Annotated in this window: 18 protein-coding genes; 6 read left to right on the forward strand and 12 right to left on the reverse strand. The window is 41.7% G+C overall.

What is annotated here, in order from left to right:
• Nucleotides 1–46 precede the first annotated feature (46 nt).
• Nucleotides 47–3,205, reverse strand: coding sequence for an efflux RND transporter permease subunit (locus tag AN214_RS13300; protein WP_054980159.1), 3,159 nt, complete (start codon nt 3,203–3,205; stop codon nt 47–49).
• A 3-nt stretch (nt 3,206–3,208) separates the two neighbouring features.
• On the reverse strand, nt 3,209–4,408 hold the full coding sequence (locus tag AN214_RS13305) for an efflux RND transporter periplasmic adaptor subunit (RefSeq protein ID WP_054980160.1): 1,200 nt from the start codon (nt 4,406–4,408) through the stop codon (nt 3,209–3,211).
• Nucleotides 4,409–4,645: 237 nt separating this feature from the next.
• Here AN214_RS13305 and AN214_RS13310 point away from each other — a divergent pair, with 237 nt between their 5' ends.
• Nucleotides 4,646–4,936 (forward strand): YkgJ family cysteine cluster protein, encoded by a 291-nt coding sequence (locus AN214_RS13310; RefSeq protein ID WP_200911133.1) that lies wholly within the window; start codon nt 4,646–4,648, stop codon nt 4,934–4,936.
• A gap of 75 nt (nt 4,937–5,011) precedes the next feature.
• On the opposite strand, the gene AN214_RS13315 is transcribed toward AN214_RS13310, so the two are convergent.
• The gene (locus AN214_RS13315) at nt 5,012–5,575 is read right to left on the reverse strand and encodes a DUF4136 domain-containing protein (RefSeq protein ID WP_054980161.1); all 564 of its coding nucleotides are present in this window, start codon (nt 5,573–5,575) and stop codon (nt 5,012–5,014) included.
• 132 nt (nt 5,576–5,707) lie between these two features.
• Between AN214_RS13315 and AN214_RS13320 the strand changes: the two genes are divergently transcribed.
• The 3 genes from AN214_RS13320 to AN214_RS13330 all read left to right on the forward strand — a co-directional run bounded on the left by AN214_RS13320 (nt 5,708) and on the right by AN214_RS13330 (nt 8,659).
• The gene (locus AN214_RS13320; protein ID WP_152960768.1) at nt 5,708–6,751 is read left to right on the forward strand and encodes a PLP-dependent cysteine synthase family protein; all 1,044 of its coding nucleotides are present in this window, start codon (nt 5,708–5,710) and stop codon (nt 6,749–6,751) included.
• Between the two features lie 67 nt (nt 6,752–6,818).
• Nucleotides 6,819–8,177, forward strand: a complete 1,359-nt coding sequence (locus AN214_RS13325; protein WP_054980163.1) for a Na+/H+ antiporter NhaC family protein — start codon at nt 6,819–6,821, stop codon at nt 8,175–8,177.
• A 131-nt stretch (nt 8,178–8,308) separates the two neighbouring features.
• Nucleotides 8,309–8,659 (forward strand): VOC family protein, encoded by a 351-nt coding sequence (locus AN214_RS13330; RefSeq protein ID WP_054980164.1) that lies wholly within the window; start codon nt 8,309–8,311, stop codon nt 8,657–8,659.
• Nucleotides 8,660–8,727: 68 nt separating this feature from the next.
• Here AN214_RS13330 and AN214_RS13335 read toward each other — a convergent pair whose 3' ends face one another.
• The 7 genes from AN214_RS13335 to AN214_RS13365 all read right to left on the reverse strand — a co-directional run bounded on the left by AN214_RS13335 (nt 8,728) and on the right by AN214_RS13365 (nt 13,016).
• Nucleotides 8,728–9,027, reverse strand: coding sequence for a DUF3088 family protein (locus AN214_RS13335; RefSeq protein ID WP_054980165.1), 300 nt, complete (start codon nt 9,025–9,027; stop codon nt 8,728–8,730).
• A gap of 25 nt (nt 9,028–9,052) precedes the next feature.
• Nucleotides 9,053–9,451, reverse strand: a complete 399-nt coding sequence (fos, locus tag AN214_RS13340; RefSeq protein ID WP_054980166.1) for a fosfomycin resistance glutathione transferase — start codon at nt 9,449–9,451, stop codon at nt 9,053–9,055.
• A gap of 54 nt (nt 9,452–9,505) precedes the next feature.
• Nucleotides 9,506–10,294: a motility protein A gene (locus tag AN214_RS13345; protein WP_054980167.1), complete on the reverse strand. Its 789-nt coding sequence runs from the start codon at nt 10,292–10,294 to the stop codon at nt 9,506–9,508.
• An 8-nt stretch (nt 10,295–10,302) separates the two neighbouring features.
• Nucleotides 10,303–11,127 (reverse strand): flagellar motor protein MotB, encoded by an 825-nt coding sequence (locus tag AN214_RS13350; protein WP_054980216.1) that lies wholly within the window; start codon nt 11,125–11,127, stop codon nt 10,303–10,305.
• Nucleotides 11,128–11,147: 20 nt separating this feature from the next.
• Nucleotides 11,148–11,882, reverse strand: coding sequence for a hypothetical protein (locus AN214_RS13355; protein WP_054980168.1), 735 nt, complete (start codon nt 11,880–11,882; stop codon nt 11,148–11,150).
• A 12-nt stretch (nt 11,883–11,894) separates the two neighbouring features.
• Complete coding sequence (locus AN214_RS13360; RefSeq protein WP_010558865.1) at nt 11,895–12,230, reverse strand: PadR family transcriptional regulator; 336 nt, start codon at nt 12,228–12,230, stop codon at nt 11,895–11,897.
• Between the two features lie 264 nt (nt 12,231–12,494).
• Nucleotides 12,495–13,016 carry an NADPH-dependent FMN reductase gene (locus tag AN214_RS13365; RefSeq protein ID WP_054980169.1) on the reverse strand — a complete coding sequence of 174 codons (522 nt, stop codon included), beginning with the start codon at nt 13,014–13,016 and terminating at the stop codon, nt 12,495–12,497.
• A 112-nt stretch (nt 13,017–13,128) separates the two neighbouring features.
• Between AN214_RS13365 and AN214_RS13370 the strand changes: the two genes are divergently transcribed.
• Nucleotides 13,129–14,022 (forward strand): LysR family transcriptional regulator, encoded by an 894-nt coding sequence (locus AN214_RS13370; protein ID WP_054980170.1) that lies wholly within the window; start codon nt 13,129–13,131, stop codon nt 14,020–14,022.
• A 143-nt stretch (nt 14,023–14,165) separates the two neighbouring features.
• Nucleotides 14,166–15,908: an amidohydrolase gene (locus tag AN214_RS13375; protein ID WP_054980171.1), complete on the forward strand. Its 1,743-nt coding sequence runs from the start codon at nt 14,166–14,168 to the stop codon at nt 15,906–15,908.
• 81 nt (nt 15,909–15,989) lie between these two features.
• Here the strand turns inward: AN214_RS13375 and AN214_RS13380 are convergent, their stop codons facing one another.
• Nucleotides 15,990–17,048 (reverse strand): hypothetical protein, encoded by a 1,059-nt coding sequence (locus AN214_RS13380; protein ID WP_054980172.1) that lies wholly within the window; start codon nt 17,046–17,048, stop codon nt 15,990–15,992.
• A 55-nt stretch (nt 17,049–17,103) separates the two neighbouring features.
• A complete protein-coding gene (locus AN214_RS13385) occupies nt 17,104–18,168 on the reverse strand; it encodes a hypothetical protein (protein ID WP_054980217.1) in 1,065 nt (354 codons plus the stop codon).
• Nucleotides 18,169–18,656: the final 488 nt, after the last annotated feature.

Below are 18,656 nucleotides of genomic sequence, written 5' to 3' on the forward strand. Positions count from 1 at the left end.
AAAAAGCCCACAACAGAGTGTGGGCTTTGGTAGGTTAGACAAGTAATCAGATTTTTACAGTAGCGTCGTCATCAATGTCTGATTGAGAAATGTCCTTTTTCTCTTTGTCTCGTCTAAAAAGACCTTTTATATCTTCAAGTGCAACGTATTGGCATGGGATCAGCACCAGGGTGATCACCGTTGCGAATAACACACCAAATGCGAGTGATACAGCCATTGGCACCACAAGTTGTGCCTGTAAGCTGGTTTCACTCAAAATTGGAATAAGACCGATAAATGTCGTTGCTGAAGTCAGTAAGATAGCGCGGAAGCGTTTACAACCAGCGTCAACCACCGCATCTTTAATGGCAACACCTTGCTTACGAGCGTTGTTAACAAAGTCCACCATAACCAGCGAGTCATTTACTACCACACCTGCTGCGGCAATAATACCGAACATCGACAGGGCACTCATGGTCATGCCAAGTACCATATGGCCGAACATTGCGCCAATGATGCCAAATGGAATAACCGACATAATTAACAGCGGTTGCGAGTAAGAGCGCAGTGGAATAGCCAGTAGGCTGTAAATTACCATTAATGAAATAATGAAGTTCTTAATTTGCTCCATCATTGAGTCCATTTCTTCTTGCACGCGACCCGTTAAGTTGGTGCTAATACCTGGGAACTTCTCAAGTAATGTTGGGATGTACTCTTCACGAATATCTTCTGCGACTTTAAAGGGTTCAACCTGCTCTGCATCAATGCTGGCCCATACATTAATTGTACGGCGCGCATTTTCACGGCGAATACGGCTTACACCTTCAACCAGTTTTACTTCAGCCACTTCTGATAGCAGTACCTCAGCACCTTGCGGCGTGATAATGCGTACATCGTGAATACGGCTGATTGCGTTACGTTCTTGCTCTGGGTAGCGGATCATTACGCGAACTTCTTCGCCGTCACGTAAAATACGTTGTGCTTCTAAGCCGTAAAAACTAAAGCTTACTTGCGATGCAACATCCGCTAAGGTTAAGCCTAAGCTGTAGGCAACTGGTTTTAGTTCAAACTGCACTTCATCGGTCGCTGTTTGCATTGAATCATTTACATCACCCACACCTTTAATGGTATTTAGATGTGTTTTTAACTCAGCGGCAGCTAAACGCAGTTCTTCCATATCTTTGCCTTCAAGGCGGAAACTAATATCGCCGTCGTCACGTTGGTTACCACCAATGCTGTCGCGAATATTTAGGTTTTTAACCGCGGCAAAGTCAGGCATTTTGCTACGCCAGCGATCGGCAAGTTCAAAGGTATCCATTGGGCGCAGTTCAGGGTCAACTAGTTTTGCCATGACCTCGGCATTGGTACGGCCTTCTAATCGCACAGAGATTGCTTCAATCATTTTCTGACCGTGCTCTTGCTCAATTAGCTTGTCTTCGTTCAAAATTAATTGCTCAATTTTTAACGCCGTATCAAGTGTTGTGCGCTCGGCAGTAGCTTGTTCCATCTCAATGTTGATATTAGCGAAATCGTGCGGCACTTTAGGATTGGCAACAAACTTAACAAAGCCACCTGCAAATAGACCACCACTAATAATCATTAAGCCAACGAAAGCGAAAATAACCGGGTAGCGGAACTCAATAAATTTAACAATCATTGGACGGTAGCTGTTATCGATAAAGCGTTTTAAACCACCATCTAACCCTTCACGCATACGGTGTAATGGGTTTTTAGGGTTGTGTGGCTTTAATTTCATTTTTGCTAAGTGAGCAGGCAATATCAGCTTTGATTCAATCAGTGAAAAGATTAAACATAAAATGATTACACCACCAATGGATTTTGATACCGCAGCTTCTGGGCCGCTATCTAGCATCATCGGTAAGAATGCTGCAATCGTGGTGAGTACACCAAAGGTTGCAGGCACTGCCACGCGTTTTACCCCGCGAATGACGTTGTCGGTTGAGTGGCCGTGTTTTTCAATTTCACTGTGTGCTGATTCCCCAATGACAATGGCGTCATCCACTACTATGCCGAGTACCAGAATAAAGGCAAACAGCGACATAATATTAATGGTGATATCAAGGCCGCCAAGTGGCATAACTAACAATGCACCTAAGAACGACACAGGTAACCCCATCATTACCCAAAACGCCAGTTTAATGCGAAGGAATAATGCTAAGCTCAGGATAACCAACAAGCCACCCCATGCCATATTTTCAATCATCATGTTTAAACGACCTTCAAGGTAATAGGTCATATCAACAAATGATTCTAACGTTACGCCTTCAGGCAGCTCTTTTGCTTTCTTTTCTAAGTAGGTGTTAATTGTTGCAGCAACTTTAGTGATGTCTTGATCTTCTGACGCACCAATAAAGAAGGTACGTGAGTTGTCGCCATTAAATTTAGAAAATTGAATGCCTTCTTGAAAGCCATCGTTAACTGTTGCAACGTCACCAAGTAAAATCTGGCTGCCGTCGGCTAAGCTAACAAGCGGGAGTTTTTCAAACTCTTTGCCGCGATAGGCTTGGTTTTCAACACGCATTGAAATGTAGCCGTTTTCAGCACGAATTTGACCTGCCGACATATTAGCTGACGATGCACGTACTGCATTGGCAACATCTCTAAACGTTAGTCCGTATTCACGCAGTTTGTCAGGGCTAATTTCTATGCCAATTTCATAGTTTAAGCCACTGTAGTATTCGGCAATATTAATGCCCGGTAATGCTAATAGTTCATCATGAATTTTGTAGCCTAAATCTTTTAACTCGCGTTGCGAAAGCGGACCATGTAGCGATAAAAACATCACTTCTTGACGGTACTTTTCTTTTGCAACAATAGGACGTTCCATACCATCAGGGAAGGTTGAGATGGAGTCAATTTGCATCTTAACTTCATCAAGTACTTCTTTGGCATCGTAACTTTCGTCAATTCGGATCCACGATTGTGAGAAGCCACGGTTAGAGTAAGTGATAAGGCGTTCAATGCCTTGCATACCCTCTAATGCTTCTTCAATTTTCATGGTTATGCCTTCTTCTACCTCTTGCGCGGCAGCGCCAGGGTAGGCAACTTGAACTGACATCCAACTGCTTTCAAATTGCGGGAACATTTGTTTACGAATGGTCATAGCGGTAAATAAGCCACCGACCAAAATAATGATCATTAGCAGGTTTGCAGCAACAGGGTTGCGAGTAAACCATGCAATGATACCTTTATTTGTATCAATCATGGTTTAGTCCTCGTTTTTCATCGCAAGTTCTGCAACAGGTTTTGCAGGCTTTATATCGCTTGCCAGTGCCGCATTGGCAAGTTTCATCCCTGCTTTAGGGCGCTTAATATTAGACGCAATAATTTGTTCATTATCGCCTAAGTCGCCTTTAACAATTAAATCACGGCCTTCTTCACGTAGTATTTCAACACTACGATATGCCAGCACACCGTCTTCTAACACAGCAACTTTACCGTCTTTAACGAGGTGTGACTTAACACGGCTTACGCCTTCAATTGATAAGCCTGAAATTGCTGCATTTACATAAGAACCATAACGCAGTGGTGTATTGTTAGAATCTAAACCATACGGGTCTTTAATTTCTGCTACTAAATAAGACATACGGCTTTTGTTATCTACTTGGCCTTCGCTGCGTACAATTTTTGCTTGCCAATGGTGCAGTTTGCCTTGGTAATTTGTAACAAGGTCAACTTCTGCGTTTAAACCGCCTTGCATTAAGAACTGTAATTCTTTATCCGCTACAGGCAGGCGTACTTCGGCAAAGTCAGTACTACTTAATTCGCCAATTGGGCTACCTGAATTTACTACTGAGCCAAGTGCTACTGAGCGCGCGGTAATAATAGCGTCGTAAGGCGCTTTGATGTAAGTCCGCTCAAGGTTGCGTTTTGCACGTTTAACACCGGCTTCTGCCGCACGGTAGCGCGCTACCTTTTCAGCAAGTTGTGGTTTACGCAGATAAAGTTCGGTTGGCACAAATTCGTTTTTGGCACTTTCTTTAATACGTTCCCATTCGGATTCGGCAACGCGTTTTTGTGCTCGTTCTAATTCAAGTGCTGCGCGCGCCTGCGCGAGACTTGCTTCTGCTTCTGTCAGCGCTGCTTCGTAATCGTTTGGATCGATACGGGCAATCACTTCGCCTTGCTGAACAAAGCCACCTTTAACAAAGGCATCTGAAATTTCAGTTACTTGACCGGTTACTTGCGCAGTAAGTGAGGTGTGATACTTAGGATTAACTAACCCGTAAGAGTTAACGTTTAGTGTGATGGTTTCAACACTGTTATCTTCAACTACAACAACTGGAATTGAGTCTTTTTCTTCTTTTTTTTCCGGTGGCTTTTTCATTGCACTTAAACCTGCTGCAACGCCAACTGACCCTAGCAAAACAGCTAGGGTGATCCCGGTGAGTTTTAATTTGCTCGCCATTGTAAATTCCTACATTTTTCTATTGATGACGACGTTACTATAGAGAAGAGAATGTTTACGAAGATGAGCTAGATGTAACAAACTATGTGTGATTTTTGATAATGATTTTTAATACGCTCATAACTATATGAAATACATGGTTTCTAAATGTTGTCTAAAGATAACCTAAAAACATATTTTGTTACATTTAATCAGGCCGTCGGCACTTGAAGTGACGCTATCGCAAGCCATGACAGAATGTTTTATAATGCGAGCCGAGAAACAAAAGGGGTTTTAAACGTGGAGTGTCGATTAGGATGTGGTGCGTGCTGCATTGCGCCAAGTATTTCATCATCAATACCGGGTATGCCAATGGGTAAACCCGCGGGTGTGCGTTGTGTGCAGCTGGACGACAATAACTTATGTCGATTATTTGGAGATAAAACCCGCCCTAAAGTCTGTTTAGACTTTAAGCCAACACATGATGTGTGTGGTGATACCAATGACGATGCAATGAAAATTATTAGTTATCTTGAAGGGGCAACCTAATCTCGCTTTCACCAATTGAACTTGCCCTTAATAACAAAAAAGCCATCATTGATGGCTTTTTTGTATCCGCTTACCCTACATTAATTCAGGGGGGAAGTTTGAAAGAATTTCGGCAATCAGCTCGTTAGCTGCTTTTGTACGCTGTTCTGGCGATTGGTTTTTAGTTAACTTACCGCCTTTTGCGCCGCGCCAAACAAGGGCTTTTTCGTTGCGATCAATAACATCTAACACCAGCGTACCTACTTCATATTCGCGAGTTGATGTATGGGTTTCCATTCCTACGCCCCAGTAACCCCAACGCGCGCTGTACGGGTAACCCATACCGGTATTGTATGAAATGGTGTCGGTACTAATTTTCTTTTCAACTGATGCGTGGTAGTTAATCAGTACGTCAGCTGAGTCGGTTGCTGTTTGGGTAAAGCCTTTCGCTTTTAATTCTCGTGCAACTGCTGCACGCACACGTTGTTCCATTAGCGGACTAATTTGGTAATTAGTGGTGTTTTTAGCAAGATCGGCGTTATCAACAAAGGCAAATGTTTTATAGTTTGCAAAATTTGCTGTGCGGTCATAGTCCCAATCAGGGGTTTTTGCACAGGCAGCTAACAGTAACACGCCACATGCGATTAGTAGGTTTTTCATAATCAAGCTCCTTGGCCAGCTAACGAAGTTGTGTTTTGTTTAAGAAAGATAACATAGATTTTAGGAACTGTAATCTCTATGCTAATGGTAAGACTACAGTTTTTATCTTAATAGACAATGAATAGGGATAAAATGAATAACAATTGGACAAAACAGGCATTTGCTAAAATTGCCGCCGATTATACCCGCTCAGCGGATACCCATTTAATTCCATTTAATTTAACGGCATTTCCTAATATTGAGTTTTATCTTAAAGATGAAAGTACACACCCAACAGGTTCACTAAAGCATCGTTTAGCACGTTCATTGTTTTTGTATGCGCTTAGCAATGGTTGGATCAATGAAAATACGCCGGTAATTGAATCCTCAAGCGGTTCAACGGCGGTTTCTGAGGCTTATTTCGCAAAATTACTAGGTTTACCCTTTATTGCAGTTATGGCAAAAACCACTGCGAAAGAGAAAATAAAGCAAATTGAGTTTTATGGTGGAAAATGCCATTTAGTTGAAAATACCACACAGATTTATGCCGAATCACAACGTTTAGCAGATGACCTTGGTGGCCATTATATGGACCAATTTACCTATGCGGAGCGGGCAACCGATTGGCGTGGTAATAATAATATTGCTGAGAGTATTTTTTCACAAATGGCTAAAGAGCCAAACCCTATTCCACGCTGGATAGTGATGAGTCCAGGTACCGGCGGTACATCGGCAACAATTGGTCGTTACGTGCGCTATCAAGGTGTTGATACACAGTTGTTGGTAGTAGACCCAGATAACTCGGTATTTTATGACTTTTATAAAAATGGTGATAACACGCTGACAAATCAAACGGGTAGTCGCATTGAAGGCATTGGTCGCCCGCGAGTAGAGCCTTCATTTGTACCTGGTGTGATTGACGATATGTTAAAAGTGCCTGACGGACAAAGTATTGCAGCGATGATGTGGCTAACCAAGTTACTCGGTCGAAAAGTTGGCCCTTCAACAGGCACTAATCTTGTAGGCATGTTACACCTAGCAAAACAAATGCATCAAGCAGGGAAGTCGGGCTCTATCGTAAGTTTGATTTGTGATAGTGGCGAGCGTTATTTAAACACTTATTACGATAACGATTGGCAACAAGCGCATATTCCGATAGATGCTGACTATCAAAATTGGATCAGTACCTTGGTTTAGTGCATTTTTTTGCAATTATGTTTTTAACTGTTCAAAATAAGCCGCTTATTGCGTGCTGAGAATAATAATGAACGATTCAATTTATACCATTATCCCGCCGATTGTGGCGATATTAGTTGCCATTTGGCGTAAAAGTGCCATTCAAGCCTTAGTAGTTGGGTTAGTACTTACATACTTTATGTCATCAAATTTTGCGCCATTAACAAGTGTAAGCGCGATGACTACAGGGGTGATTGATGTCGCAACATCCACCTATAATCAACGCATTATTATATTTAGTTTATTGATTGGTGCGGTGCTTGCGCTGGTAAATGCCAGTGGTGGTGTGGCTGGTTTTATTAATGCGCTTAATAAAAAGCATTGGGTTGATAACGATAGAAAAGCCGCGATGGTTCCGACTTTAATCGGTTCGTCTATTTTTACTGATACTAATTTAAGTATGTTTACCGCTGGGCTTGCGTCGCAGAACATCTTCGATAAATATAAATTATCGCGTGCGCGCCTTGCCTTTATTCTCGATTCTACCTGTTCGCCAATTAGTATTTTATTGCTGATTAATGGCTGGGGCGCATATATTTTAGGCTTGCTTGATGGATATAATTTATCGGATGAACTGGGCGTTTTACTAAGTACCATAGGTTATAACTTTTATCCAATTATTGTAATTTGTGTGGTGTATTACACGGCGTTAAGCGGGCGCGTGTTTGGCCCTTTAAAAGCGGCCAGCAGCAAGGTCGAATCAAAGTTTGAGCAAAATGATACCATTGGCAAATCGCGATACCTTATTATTCCGATGCTTGGCATTATTTTTATTACCTTAGGTTTACTCTATTACACAGGTGACGGAGACTTACGCCGCGGCAGCGGTTCGTTCTCGGTGCTTTGGGCCGTGGTGACAAGTTATCTGGTGCTTGTTTTGATGTTGTTACTTGATAAAGTATTTTCAATCAAAAATGTGGTATCGCACAGCCTTAAAGGTATTAAAAACTTAGTGCCAGCGGTTGCGGTGTTAGTGTTGTCGTTTGCCTTTGGCGATGCGGTAAAAGCCTTTGGCACAGGCACTTACGTTAGCGGCCTCATGAGCTCTGAAGTATCAATGCTTTGGATTGCACCGTTACTGTTTATTACTGCAGGTATTATGGCATTTGCCACGGGTACATCGTGGGGAACCTTTGCCATTTTATTTCCAATTGCCTTACCTATTGCATTACAAACAGGCATTGAACCGGCGTTTTTATTAGCAGCCGTTTTGGGCGGCGGGGTATTTGGCGATCACGCTTCACCTATTTCAGATTCGACCATAGTGGCGTCTATCGCCAGTGGGTGCGATCATATTGAGCATGTGAAAACCCAGTTACCGTATTGTTTGGTGATTGCTGCAATCAGTTTATTACTGTACGTTGTGGTAGGCAGTTTTATAATTTGATCTGGATTTGGCATAACAAATTATCAAGTGAGAAGGTTTAAACCAATAAATCTATCTATGACAAATTGGTAGTTAACGTATAAAGCCAAGTTCAGGTTATTTAGTATTTTTAGCGAAGACACGGAGGCCGTATGCAACACGAAAAAATAAATTATCTTGAGTTTCCAGCCAGCGATTTATCACGGATAAAAGCCTTTTTTAATGCGGTTTTTGCCTTTGAATTTACCGACTACGGGCCAGAATATACCGCGTTTAATAATGCCGGTATTGATGGTGGCTTTTATTTAAGTGACAACGCTATGGCGGTAGCTAAAGGCTCAGCATTAGTTGTGTTTTACAGTGCAAATTTGGCTGAAACCCAAGACAAAATTACCGCAGCTGGCGGCAAAATTGTAGTGGAAACATTTGAGTTTCCAGGCGGAAAACGTTTTCACTTTAGCGATCCTTGTGGCAACGAATTTGCTGTGTGGAGCGACAAATAACACACTAACTCCATAAATAACGAGGCATACTTAAATCAAATAAAGTGTGCCTCGTTTTTGTATCTTATTTATGGATGCGCCGCAGCGCCACCAAACTCGCTCGCTAGATGGTTGATAATAGCTACTGGATCGGTGATGGTACGCTTGTTTTCTAGAATAAGTACTGGCAACCACTGATTTTCTTCGCCAAGTAATTCAACCACTTGCTGTCTTGGTTTAGCAAAATCAATGCGGCGAATATCTAGGTGTTCTTGCCAATGTGGATTAAACTGTAGTGCACCCTCTATCATCGCACAATGAGAGCATACCCACATTTTTCCAGGTCCATCTTCAAATGGCATAGTTAAAATAAATAAAATTGGTTTCATTGTTTACTCCATTAAATCTGAACGTTTATAACCATTCAAGGTTATCGTAAGGGCGTAGTTTGAGTGCTTGCAGGCGTGTGTTTAACGAGCCGATATGCACTTCTAATTGGTGACCATCGGGGTCTAAAAAGTAAAGCGAGTCGCCTTCGCTTTTATTATTCTTCCAAAGGGGAATATTGTGCTCCGCTATTCGCGTTTTAAACTTATCAAAGTCCGCTTTAGCAATATCAAATGCAATGTGCGAATAGTCAGTTCGGGTTGAGGGTGTATCAACACTTAAGCAAAACCATAAATCGCCTACAGATAAGTATGCGCCGTGTTGCCATTTCACATGCCCTTTGAAACCGAGTACATCGATGTAAAATTCAAGGGAGCGAGCTAAATCGCTCACCGCAATAGTGATATGATTTAAGCCTAAAATCATTGTTGGCCAACCTATAACTGGTTTTGTTATCAGCGATTTACTATAACAAAATGATTATTGGCTGGCGCTAGTTTTTTCATCAACAAAGTGTGCATTAGATGTTAGATCTTCACCTAAGTAGCCAGCTAGTAAATTCATCATGGTTTTTGGGTTATCCCCTTTGGCAATATGCATTACACCATCGCGTACTAAGCACATATGATGCTTTATCTCTTCTGCGCGCTCGCCAAGTTTGTTGGCAAAAGGTCCTGTAATGCCATTGGCAATTAGTGCGCCATAAAGGGTTGTTAACAACGCGACTGACATTTGCGGCCCGATGGTTTTTGGGTCGTCCATTGCAATTAGCATTGCCACTAAGCCAATTAATGTCCCTATCATGCCCATAGCAGGTGCAAGTTCGGTAAAACTGTTCATTACTTTTATGGCATCGTTATTATTTTGGCGAGTATGCAAAATATCGCGATTCATTGTAAATTCAATGGCTTCAGGGTTATGACCATCGACCAATAAGTTAATTGCTTTAGCCATAAACGGGTCGTTTATCTGTTTTTCTTCTAACCCTAAAAAGCCACTTTTACGTGCAATTTCAGCTAGTTCAACGAGTTCATCCATGGTGTTAAAGAGATCGGGCGTGGTTTTAGAAAATACCCATTTAATGTGTTTTATAGCAGCGATAAATTTAGATAAGCGATAACTTAGCATTACGGCACCTAAGGTGCCTCCTAGCACAATGCAAATAGAGGATAAATTCGCGTAAGCTTCCGGTGCTGCACCGCTGGCAAAAATGCCAAAAATCAATGCTAAAATGATGATTGAAAGGCCAAAGCCACTTGCTGAATCCATGGATTTTCCTAAAAAGAGTGAGAAGGTTGAAGTTCGACCGCGTTGCCTTGTGAAATTGCAATTTCAACGCGGCGATTTTTAGCTCTGTTTTGCTGCGATGTGTTGGGCAGCAAAGGCTTAGTATCTGCATAAGCCGCTATATGTAAGCGATTGCTTTCAAGCTGGTTTGCGCTTAATAACGTTTGTAGCACGGCATTCGCTCGCTTTGATGATAATTCCCAATTATTGGCATGCAGTTCATTACTTACGTGCAAGTCATCACTGTGGCCAGAAACGGAAATTTGCCCCGGAATACGCGCAAGTTGCTCGGCTATAGTCGTTAAAACGGGTTTGAATCGCGGTTGCAAAAAGCTTGAACCAGACGGAAAACTGCCGCGTTCGTTTAATCGAATAATCAGTTGTTGCCCGAGCATTTCAAGTTCAATTAGTTCGTTGTCAATTTCGCTTTTAAGTAAGTGCTCTAAGGTTTCTTTTAGCTTTAGATTGATTTTAGCTGCATCACTTTCAGCTTTTTGCGTTTGTAAGTCACGTTGTTCAGTTTCAGTTGTAAGCTGTTGCACAGACTGTATTGGCGTGGGTTCTGGTTTTCCAGGCGAAAACTCGGTAGCGATAATCGACGTGCCTTTAGGTATATCCTCTAACATTACTTCTGATTGCACACCAAAGGCTTTTTTCATTGAGCCTGCAATGTGTTTAAACTTTTCGACATCCATCACTGAATAAGATAACAGCAACACAAAAAAGCACATCAGGAGCGACATTAAATCAGCAAATGTCGTCATCCAATTTGGCGCACCTTTGGCTTTTTCATCTACAAATTCGTGGTTTTCCATTGCGATACTTCTTGCGTTATTTAACTGTTGGATTGCCACACTTTGCTGCGTTCGACGCGTAAGCGTTTCGCAATAAAATAACAGCTTGGCAGTACTAAATAGAACACATTGAGCAACATACAAGCGAGTACTGGGCCAGTTTGCGTTGCCGCGTAATCGTGATTGCTAAGTAAATACAAACCGTACAAGTAGGGCGCACACACCATTAATAAAGACGCGATGCAAAGTAGTCTCATTGATGCGGTGTTACTTAAATAACGCATTGCAAAGAGGGATGCCGTCGCCATCATCACAGCGGGAACATCAATAAACAGTTTTATAAACGACAAAATGCCATCATCGACACTTTTCATCACATATTCGGGTGCGCCTGCCCAAAATGCCCCTTCGAGCAAGGCGAGGTGTATATTGCCATTTAACAGTGAGTGCCAAAAACCGTCACTAAAGCCATCGACATTATCCATGCTACTTAACCACATTACCAAGAGGGCGATAATTGTAAAAATGCTAAGTCCGATACTAAAAATAACGCCTTTAATAACATTCGCATTAGTAAGAAGGCGATGAAATGCCGTTTGACCGGAAAGATAGGTTTGATGCCAAAACCAGCAATTTGCAATTGATGGGTTTTGCGTTTTAAGTAGAAAATACTCTTCGCACAAGTCGCCTAAAAGGGCATTTTGATGGTGTTTTGGTGTAAAGCGCGCAATTAGCCAAGCAGCGAGCTTAGGTGGATTTACATTGTTTTTAGCCATGGTGTTCACCGTTTATACTTCAAAAGGCTGATTTGGCACGTGTTGCCAAAGGGTATCCATGGCATCTTTTGCCCGCTGTAACGCTTTTAATCCATCATTAGTTACTTTAAAAAAACGCTTCGGGCGACCGCCGCGCTCAGGTGTTGCTTCTCCTAGTTTTGATGACACTAGGCCCTTTTTCTCTAGCCGTTCAAGGGTGGCGTAAAGTGCACCCAGAGCAACAGTGCGTTTAATTTGTTGGTCTAAAAGTTGACGAATAGCCGCGCCATAAGCGTTTTCTTTTAGTTGTAATAAGGCGAGTAAAACCATTTGCTCAAACTCACCTAAAAATTTATCACTTTTACCCACAAACCACCTATGGACACTATCAAGGCTTAATTTACTACAAAATAGTTTTTTAAACTGAAAGATGCAAATGGTTTTTACTATTTTGTAGTAAAAAAATGGCAGGCAAGCTAAAAGCGTGGTTTTAAAAGTAACGTCAAGTTTGGGTGAGTGCTTTAAAAAGTACTGTTAATTATCAAACGCTAACCATAAAAAAACAGGTGCAATGCACCTGTTGAAGGGGAGGGTGTTTTAACCTCACAATAAAACGTAAGTGTTACGTTTTAATTAACCAAGCTGCGCCATAATGGTAGATAATTTATCGGCGAGTTCACTGTTGGTAATTTGACCTTTTTCTACATCAAAGTTGTCGAAAAAGCTTGGTAGTGAAAAACTGCCTTTAACGTCCATCGCAAAGAAACCTGCTGAGCCTGTTGCTGCGCCTAATACACTTTGTGCACCACCTGGACCCGGTGATGATGCCATTAATACCACAGGCTTATCTTGGTACACTTTCATATTAATGCGAGATGTCCAATCGAATAGGTTTTTATAAGCCGCTGTGTAAGAGCCGTTATGCTCCGCAAACGAAATTACAACCGCATCTGCATCACCGATTTTTTTGTAAAAGGTTTGTGCTTGCTCTGGGATGCCACCTTGTTGTTCACGGTCTTGACTGTAAATTGGCATTTCAAAGTCGTTTAAATCTAAAACCTCAACTTCTGCATCTACTAATGATGATGCGTATTGTACTAGTTGCTTGTTAATTGACTGGCTATTGTTTGTTGCTGCGAATGCTAATAATTTCATAATGCTCTCCGACACGAATTCTAATTAAGTAGTTACCTTGACTTGTTGAATATAAGGTTATATTAATTCCTTTACGATATTAATACTTATAAAATTAAAATACTGTTTCCATATGGCTAATAATATATTTGATGGTATTCCCATTTTTGTACAAGTGGTAAAACTGGGTGGTTTTGCTGCGGCTGCTGAGGCGATGAATCACTCAAACTCGCATGTTAGTAAAGTAATCAGTAAGTTAGAAGAGCGAGTAGGCGTGCGCCTATTAAATCGAACCACACGCTCTATTTCACTTACGCCTGAGGGGCAAGTGTTTTTTAATCACTGCGAGCAGCTGGTGAATGACACTGAGCAGGCACTGCAATCGATCTCGCCAAGTGATGAAAAACCCAAAGGCAGTTTAAAAGTGAGTTGTCCGCTTGGTTTAAGCAAGGGGCTGTTGCAGCCAGCATTGTCAGAGTATTTGTCGCTGTATCCCAACGTCAGTTTAGTATGGAATATCAGTGATGAGAAAGTCGATTTAATCAACGAAGGCTACGACCTAGCTATTCGTGCCACGCCCGCACTGGATGATTCCACCTTAATTTGTAAACGGCTTACTAGTGTTCCAACGTATACGGTGATCAGTAAAAAATACATTGAACGTTATGGTAAACCGCATCACCCGCGTGAGCTGTCTAATCATCACTGCATTTGTTACAGCAACTTAAAAAAGGCCGATAAATGGGACTTTATTGATAAAAATGGCAGTGCGTTTACGGTATCAGTGAAAGAACGTATTCGAAGTAATAATGGCCATATGGAATTGGCAATGGCGTTAGATGGGCATGGCATAGTGCGCCTGCCTGAATTTTTCTTAACTGAGGTGTTGCAGAATGACGATATTGAAGTGCTGTTTGCCGATTTTCCAACGACTGAAGTCCATGTGTATGCGGTCTACCCAAGTCGTAAGCATTTATCGCCCAAAGTCAGAAAGTTTGTCGAATTATTACAAAAAAAGTTAACTTGAGGGAACGACACACCCTAATCTTTGATCTGAAATAACAATCGCTTAAATAATTTGTTCCCTTTTTTAATGAGATGCGGTTTACTGGTTTTAGTGAGTGCTATCGATAAAGCGAGTTCACAAACTTTAGTAAAGGAGAGTACGTTATGAAATGGCATTGGGTGATAGCAAGCGCTGTTGGGCTTACACTAACTGGCTGTTTTTCAGAAAAACCCACACAAAGTGAGGCTGTGTCAAAACCGCTTGCAGTAACAGCGGCCGACAGAATTTACTTTGGTGGTGACATATTAACTATGGAAGGTGATGAACCTGAATACGCAGAAGCAATCGCAACCCTTGGCGAAAAAATCATTTTTGTCGGCGATAAAAAAAGTGCCATGGCGCATAAATTTGGTAAAACAACGCTGACTGATTTAAAAGGCAAGGCGTTGCTACCAGGATTTGTTGACCCACACAGCCATGTTTATGGTGTTGGCTTGCAAGCAGTCGTTGCTAATGTTTTACCGCCGCCTGATGGAAAAGCCAGTACAGTAGATAGCATTATTCAAATATTAAAAGCATCAGCTGACACCCCTGATAACGCAGAGTTTATCGACAAAACAGGGTGGATTTTAGGCTTTGGCTATGATGATGCGCAGCTTGATCGTTACCCAACCAAAGAAGATTTAGACAAAGTAAGTAATGAAAAGCCAGTAGTTATTATTCATACCTCTGGTCATTTAAGTGTGGCAAATAGTAAAGCACTCGAACTAAGCGGAATTAACGCAGATTCACCCAACCCTGAGGGTGGCGTTATTCGCCGTGTTGAAGGCAGTCAAGAGCCGAATGGCGTGCTTGAAGAAAATGCGCACTTTGCCGTGCTCTTTGCATTAACCAAATTAATTGACCAAAACTTACAAGATAAAATGTTGGCAGCATCACAAAAAATGTATGCGAAATTTGGCTACACTACAGCGCAAGAGGGCCGTGCTACTACCGATGGATATGAAGCGCTCAAACGCGCATCAACAAAAGGGCAGTTGCTAATTGATGTCGTTGCGTACGCTGACATGGTTTCGAGCAGAGACTTTATGAATTCGCTTTATAATGCGCCAACGTACACGAATCAATTCCGTATTGGTGGGGTAAAACTCAATTTTGATGGCTCACCACAGGGCAAAACTGCTTGGCTAACACAGCCCTATTTTCATCCGCCACATGGCCAGAATAAAGCCTACGCAGGCTACCCAACATTTAAAGATGAAGTCGCCTATAACTATGTTGAGACCGCATTTAAAAACGATTGGCAAGTATTGACCCATGCCAATGGTGATGCGGCAATTGAGCAATTTATCACAGCGGTAGAAAAGGCGAATACAACACTTGGCAAGAAAGATAGACGCCCAGTGCTTATTCATGGCCAAACCATTCGCCAAGATCAAATTGCACGATTAAAAGATGCAGGTGTTTTCCCGGCGCTTTTCCCAATGCATACCTTTTATTGGGGCGATTGGCATCGCGACTCGGTGTTAGGTGAACCGCGAGCTGATTTTATCTCTCCGACCAAAGCCATACTTGATGCAGGAATGATTTTCAGTAGCCATCACGATGCGCCTGTCGCATTACCAAACTCTTTTAGAGTACTTGACGCTACAGTAAATCGCACTACACGCACAAACAAAGTACTTGGCCCAGATCAGCGAGTAGATGCCTACACAGGCTTAAAATCAATGACCCTTTGGCCTGCTTATCAACACTTTGAAGAGAATAGTAAAGGTAGTTTAAAAGTCGGTAAACAAGCTGATTTGATTATTTTGAATAAAAACCCGCTTAAAGTAGCACCTGAAACATTAAAAGATTTATACGTTGAACAAACAATTAGTCGAGGAAAAACAGTTTATTCACGCTAAGTTGTTAGACAATTCAAAATAGATGTCTATTAAATCAAATGGGGATCGATTGTGATCCCTATTCTTATTTCATCTAATCGTTTAGCTCGATGAGTCTAAGCTTTTTAGAAACTGCAAACTTTGGCGTTCAGCATGTGTGGGGTGATATGGGGTTTTATTTAAACTATCAATTGGAAACTCACTAATCGTAAATGATTTAATTTCGCTATGGCCAAAAACACTCGGCTCACCAGGTGCGGGTGACATTAATTCAATGACAAAACCATGCAAATGCATCGGTTGATCAGTGACTTTTAACACCGACCAATGGGCATCTAATGCGATAGTTTGGTTTCCAGTTTCTAGGCGTTCCCGCGAGACTAAATGCGCAATGGGTTGCTCACCGATATACAAGTTGGCTCTAATGCGGTACATACCTGCTTTGTGAACTTTTAGCTTGGCGGGAATGGTCATTTTATCGCTGTTAGGAAAAGCATTATCAAACCCTGTCAACACGGCACTCGGATTCATATATTGTAGGTGCGCCACGATAGGTACTTGATTCGTATTAATTTGCGCCTCAGCTAAGATTTGTAAATTTCTAGGGTAATCTTCGCGAGCTGGGAATGAAAAGTCATAGTTTTGTTTAGCATTATTAACACGTTGTGATGCCAACACTTGTTTGCTGTCGACATCCATTAAACTCAACTTTACCGCGCCGATATTTTCGCCTTCTACACGCACAGCTATTGGCTCTGGGTATGCAAAGCGATATTTACTTAAACTTAATACCAAGTAAGCGCCATCGTTGTTAATAGGTACGGCGACAGGGTTAAACTTGTTGGGTTCTAACCTGTCTGTATCAAGCGAAGTCAGTGGTTGCGAATAAGGAGGAAAGCTCAGTGCGGCAGCATAGTGGTGGGATACCTGTTTTGCCGCAGATTTAATGGATTCATCAAAGTGCTTTTTTGCTTGTGCAATCGTCAAAGTTTGTTGGGTAACGTTTGAAGCTTCTGGTTGAACAGCTGTTGTTATAACAGATGCTTTTGCTGGAAGTGTTTTAAATGTATTAGGTTGTGCAACGCTTTTATCAGAGAAAAACAGCCATATTAAAAGACCAAATACCGTAGTAAGTGCAAGTGCAATAATGGATTTTTTCATAAAATATCACATCTAGAAATAGCCCTGCCAACCGCAAGTTAACAGGGCCCAGGGGTTAAGGGATCGCGTTATAAATTAATTCTGATGCACTCAGCTCATCAGATTGATTAACAAGGCGATACTCTTTTTTCCAAAACCACGCGCCGGTTGTTTTATCATAGCTATCAAATGACACTGTATTTGCAGCAATCCCAACACGATTAATCGCAACGGTGACTTCACCACGATGTCTGCCTTCACGAATATTGTTATGACTGTAGTTGTCAGACATTAACATTGGATAGTGATAAGGCATAAAACCTGATACCGCGTTGTTTTGAGTTTTAATTCGACCGTTTGTGTCAACATCTGTACTGCAGCTGCCATAAGCTGCAACATTACTTGCACCACATGCTGAATGAGTGGCTACAACGCCATCATCATTGCCACGAATAAATAACGAGGTTGCGCCAAAAAAGTCATCACCATCGGCAACAAAGCGTAAGCGGGGAGCTCTGCTATCGGGCATGGGAGCAAGGTTGCGCGCGTTGTTTACTTTTAAGTCGTGTAATACACCCACAGCTTCATTAATATTATTGCCTAACCACCACTCGAGCGCAGCATCAACAAGTGGGTTCCACGAGGCAGCCCCTGATAATGCACTTACAGCAATATCTGCCAACTCGCTACCACCGCCGGCGCCAGCTATATCAAAGGTTGCAACAATATTCAGCGGCTTTAATCCGGCATTTTGCAACCAATTTGCTTGGTTATCGATAATATAGCGAGCAACTAAGTCTCCCGTTGAGTGGGTGACAAAAACACAGCCAGCGTCACATAACCCTGATTGTGAGAATTGCTTTAGTTTGGGCCAAACCCAATCGGATGCAATTTTACCTTCAATACGTTCATAAGACGGCCAATCTATGCGTTCATCTGCCAGTTGATCCCAGTAAGATGACCAATAGTTAGCACCATCAGCTGTAACATCCGTGCCTGCTGCATTAATTAATTGTACGGGTTGAAACCCATGGATCAGAATTGTTTTATATTCTTTACTTGCTGCTGCAAAGCTGGTTGAAAGCGCTACTGCGCATACAAAGATACTGCTTAATGTGATACTGCTTTTATTTTTATTCATATCAACTTCCAAGCTAATTGTTGTCATTGTGTGTTCCTTCTGAGTTGTCAGAGCTCAGAGGTCAACTCAGTATTGTTACTAAAAATTAACAATTCAATGGTTTTTGTGCAAAAAATGACTTAAAAATAGCAGCTGGGGGTGGTGAAATGTGATTTAAGAGTAATTATTTCAACTATTTCATTGTGATATGATTTTCCTTTAATTTGTTAATGGGTGTAAACAACGAGGTTTTACTGGGTGGAAAGCAGTAGTAAAACAGTTAAACCTGGCGTTATTTAAGAAGTAAGTAAATTAGTTTTAAAAGCTTGATACTTTTTAAGTAACGGTATCGTTCTATATTTGAAATCCTTATTTAGTCTGTTAGCTTGGTTCGCGAGCGAATTTTTTAATTTTTACAACGCATCACACCATTGTTTTCATTTGTTAACAAAGCCAAATTAGGTAGCTGCCATTGAAATATCTGGCTTGATAGCAATTCAACACATAGC

The sequence above is a fragment of the Pseudoalteromonas sp. P1-9 genome (assembly GCF_001399975.1).
Lineage (GTDB): Bacteria > Pseudomonadota > Gammaproteobacteria > Enterobacterales > Alteromonadaceae > Pseudoalteromonas.

Coding starts and splice junctions, on each gene's coding strand:
- AN214_RS13325 (WP_054980163.1), top strand. CDS start 6,819: ATGAACGATTCAATTTATACCATTATCCCGCCGATTGTGGCGATATTA.
- AN214_RS13350 (WP_054980216.1), bottom strand. CDS start 11,127: ATGGAAAACCACGAATTTGTAGATGAAAAAGCCAAAGGTGCGCCAAAT.
- AN214_RS13335 (WP_054980165.1), bottom strand. CDS start 9,027: ATGAAACCAATTTTATTTATTTTAACTATGCCATTTGAAGATGGACCT.
- AN214_RS13365 (WP_054980169.1), bottom strand. CDS start 13,016: ATGAAATTATTAGCATTCGCAGCAACAAACAATAGCCAGTCAATTAAC.
- AN214_RS13320 (WP_152960768.1), top strand. CDS start 5,708: ATGAATAACAATTGGACAAAACAGGCATTTGCTAAAATTGCCGCCGAT.
- AN214_RS13300 (WP_054980159.1), bottom strand. CDS start 3,205: ATGATTGATACAAATAAAGGTATCATTGCATGGTTTACTCGCAACCCT.
- fos (WP_054980166.1), bottom strand. CDS start 9,451: ATGATTTTAGGCTTAAATCATATCACTATTGCGGTGAGCGATTTAGCT.
- AN214_RS13305 (WP_054980160.1), bottom strand. CDS start 4,408: ATGGCGAGCAAATTAAAACTCACCGGGATCACCCTAGCTGTTTTGCTA.
- AN214_RS13345 (WP_054980167.1), bottom strand. CDS start 10,294: ATGGATTCAGCAAGTGGCTTTGGCCTTTCAATCATCATTTTAGCATTG.
- AN214_RS13370 (WP_054980170.1), top strand. CDS start 13,129: ATGGCTAATAATATATTTGATGGTATTCCCATTTTTGTACAAGTGGTA.
- AN214_RS13355 (WP_054980168.1), bottom strand. CDS start 11,882: ATGGCTAAAAACAATGTAAATCCACCTAAGCTCGCTGCTTGGCTAATT.
- AN214_RS13380 (WP_054980172.1), bottom strand. CDS start 17,048: ATGAAAAAATCCATTATTGCACTTGCACTTACTACGGTATTTGGTCTT.
- AN214_RS13375 (WP_054980171.1), top strand. CDS start 14,166: ATGAAATGGCATTGGGTGATAGCAAGCGCTGTTGGGCTTACACTAACT.
- AN214_RS13310 (WP_200911133.1), top strand. CDS start 4,646: ATGTTTTATAATGCGAGCCGAGAAACAAAAGGGGTTTTAAACGTGGAG.
- AN214_RS13330 (WP_054980164.1), top strand. CDS start 8,309: ATGCAACACGAAAAAATAAATTATCTTGAGTTTCCAGCCAGCGATTTA.
- AN214_RS13385 (WP_054980217.1), bottom strand. CDS start 18,168: ATGAATAAAAATAAAAGCAGTATCACATTAAGCAGTATCTTTGTATGC.
- AN214_RS13315 (WP_054980161.1), bottom strand. CDS start 5,575: ATGAAAAACCTACTAATCGCATGTGGCGTGTTACTGTTAGCTGCCTGT.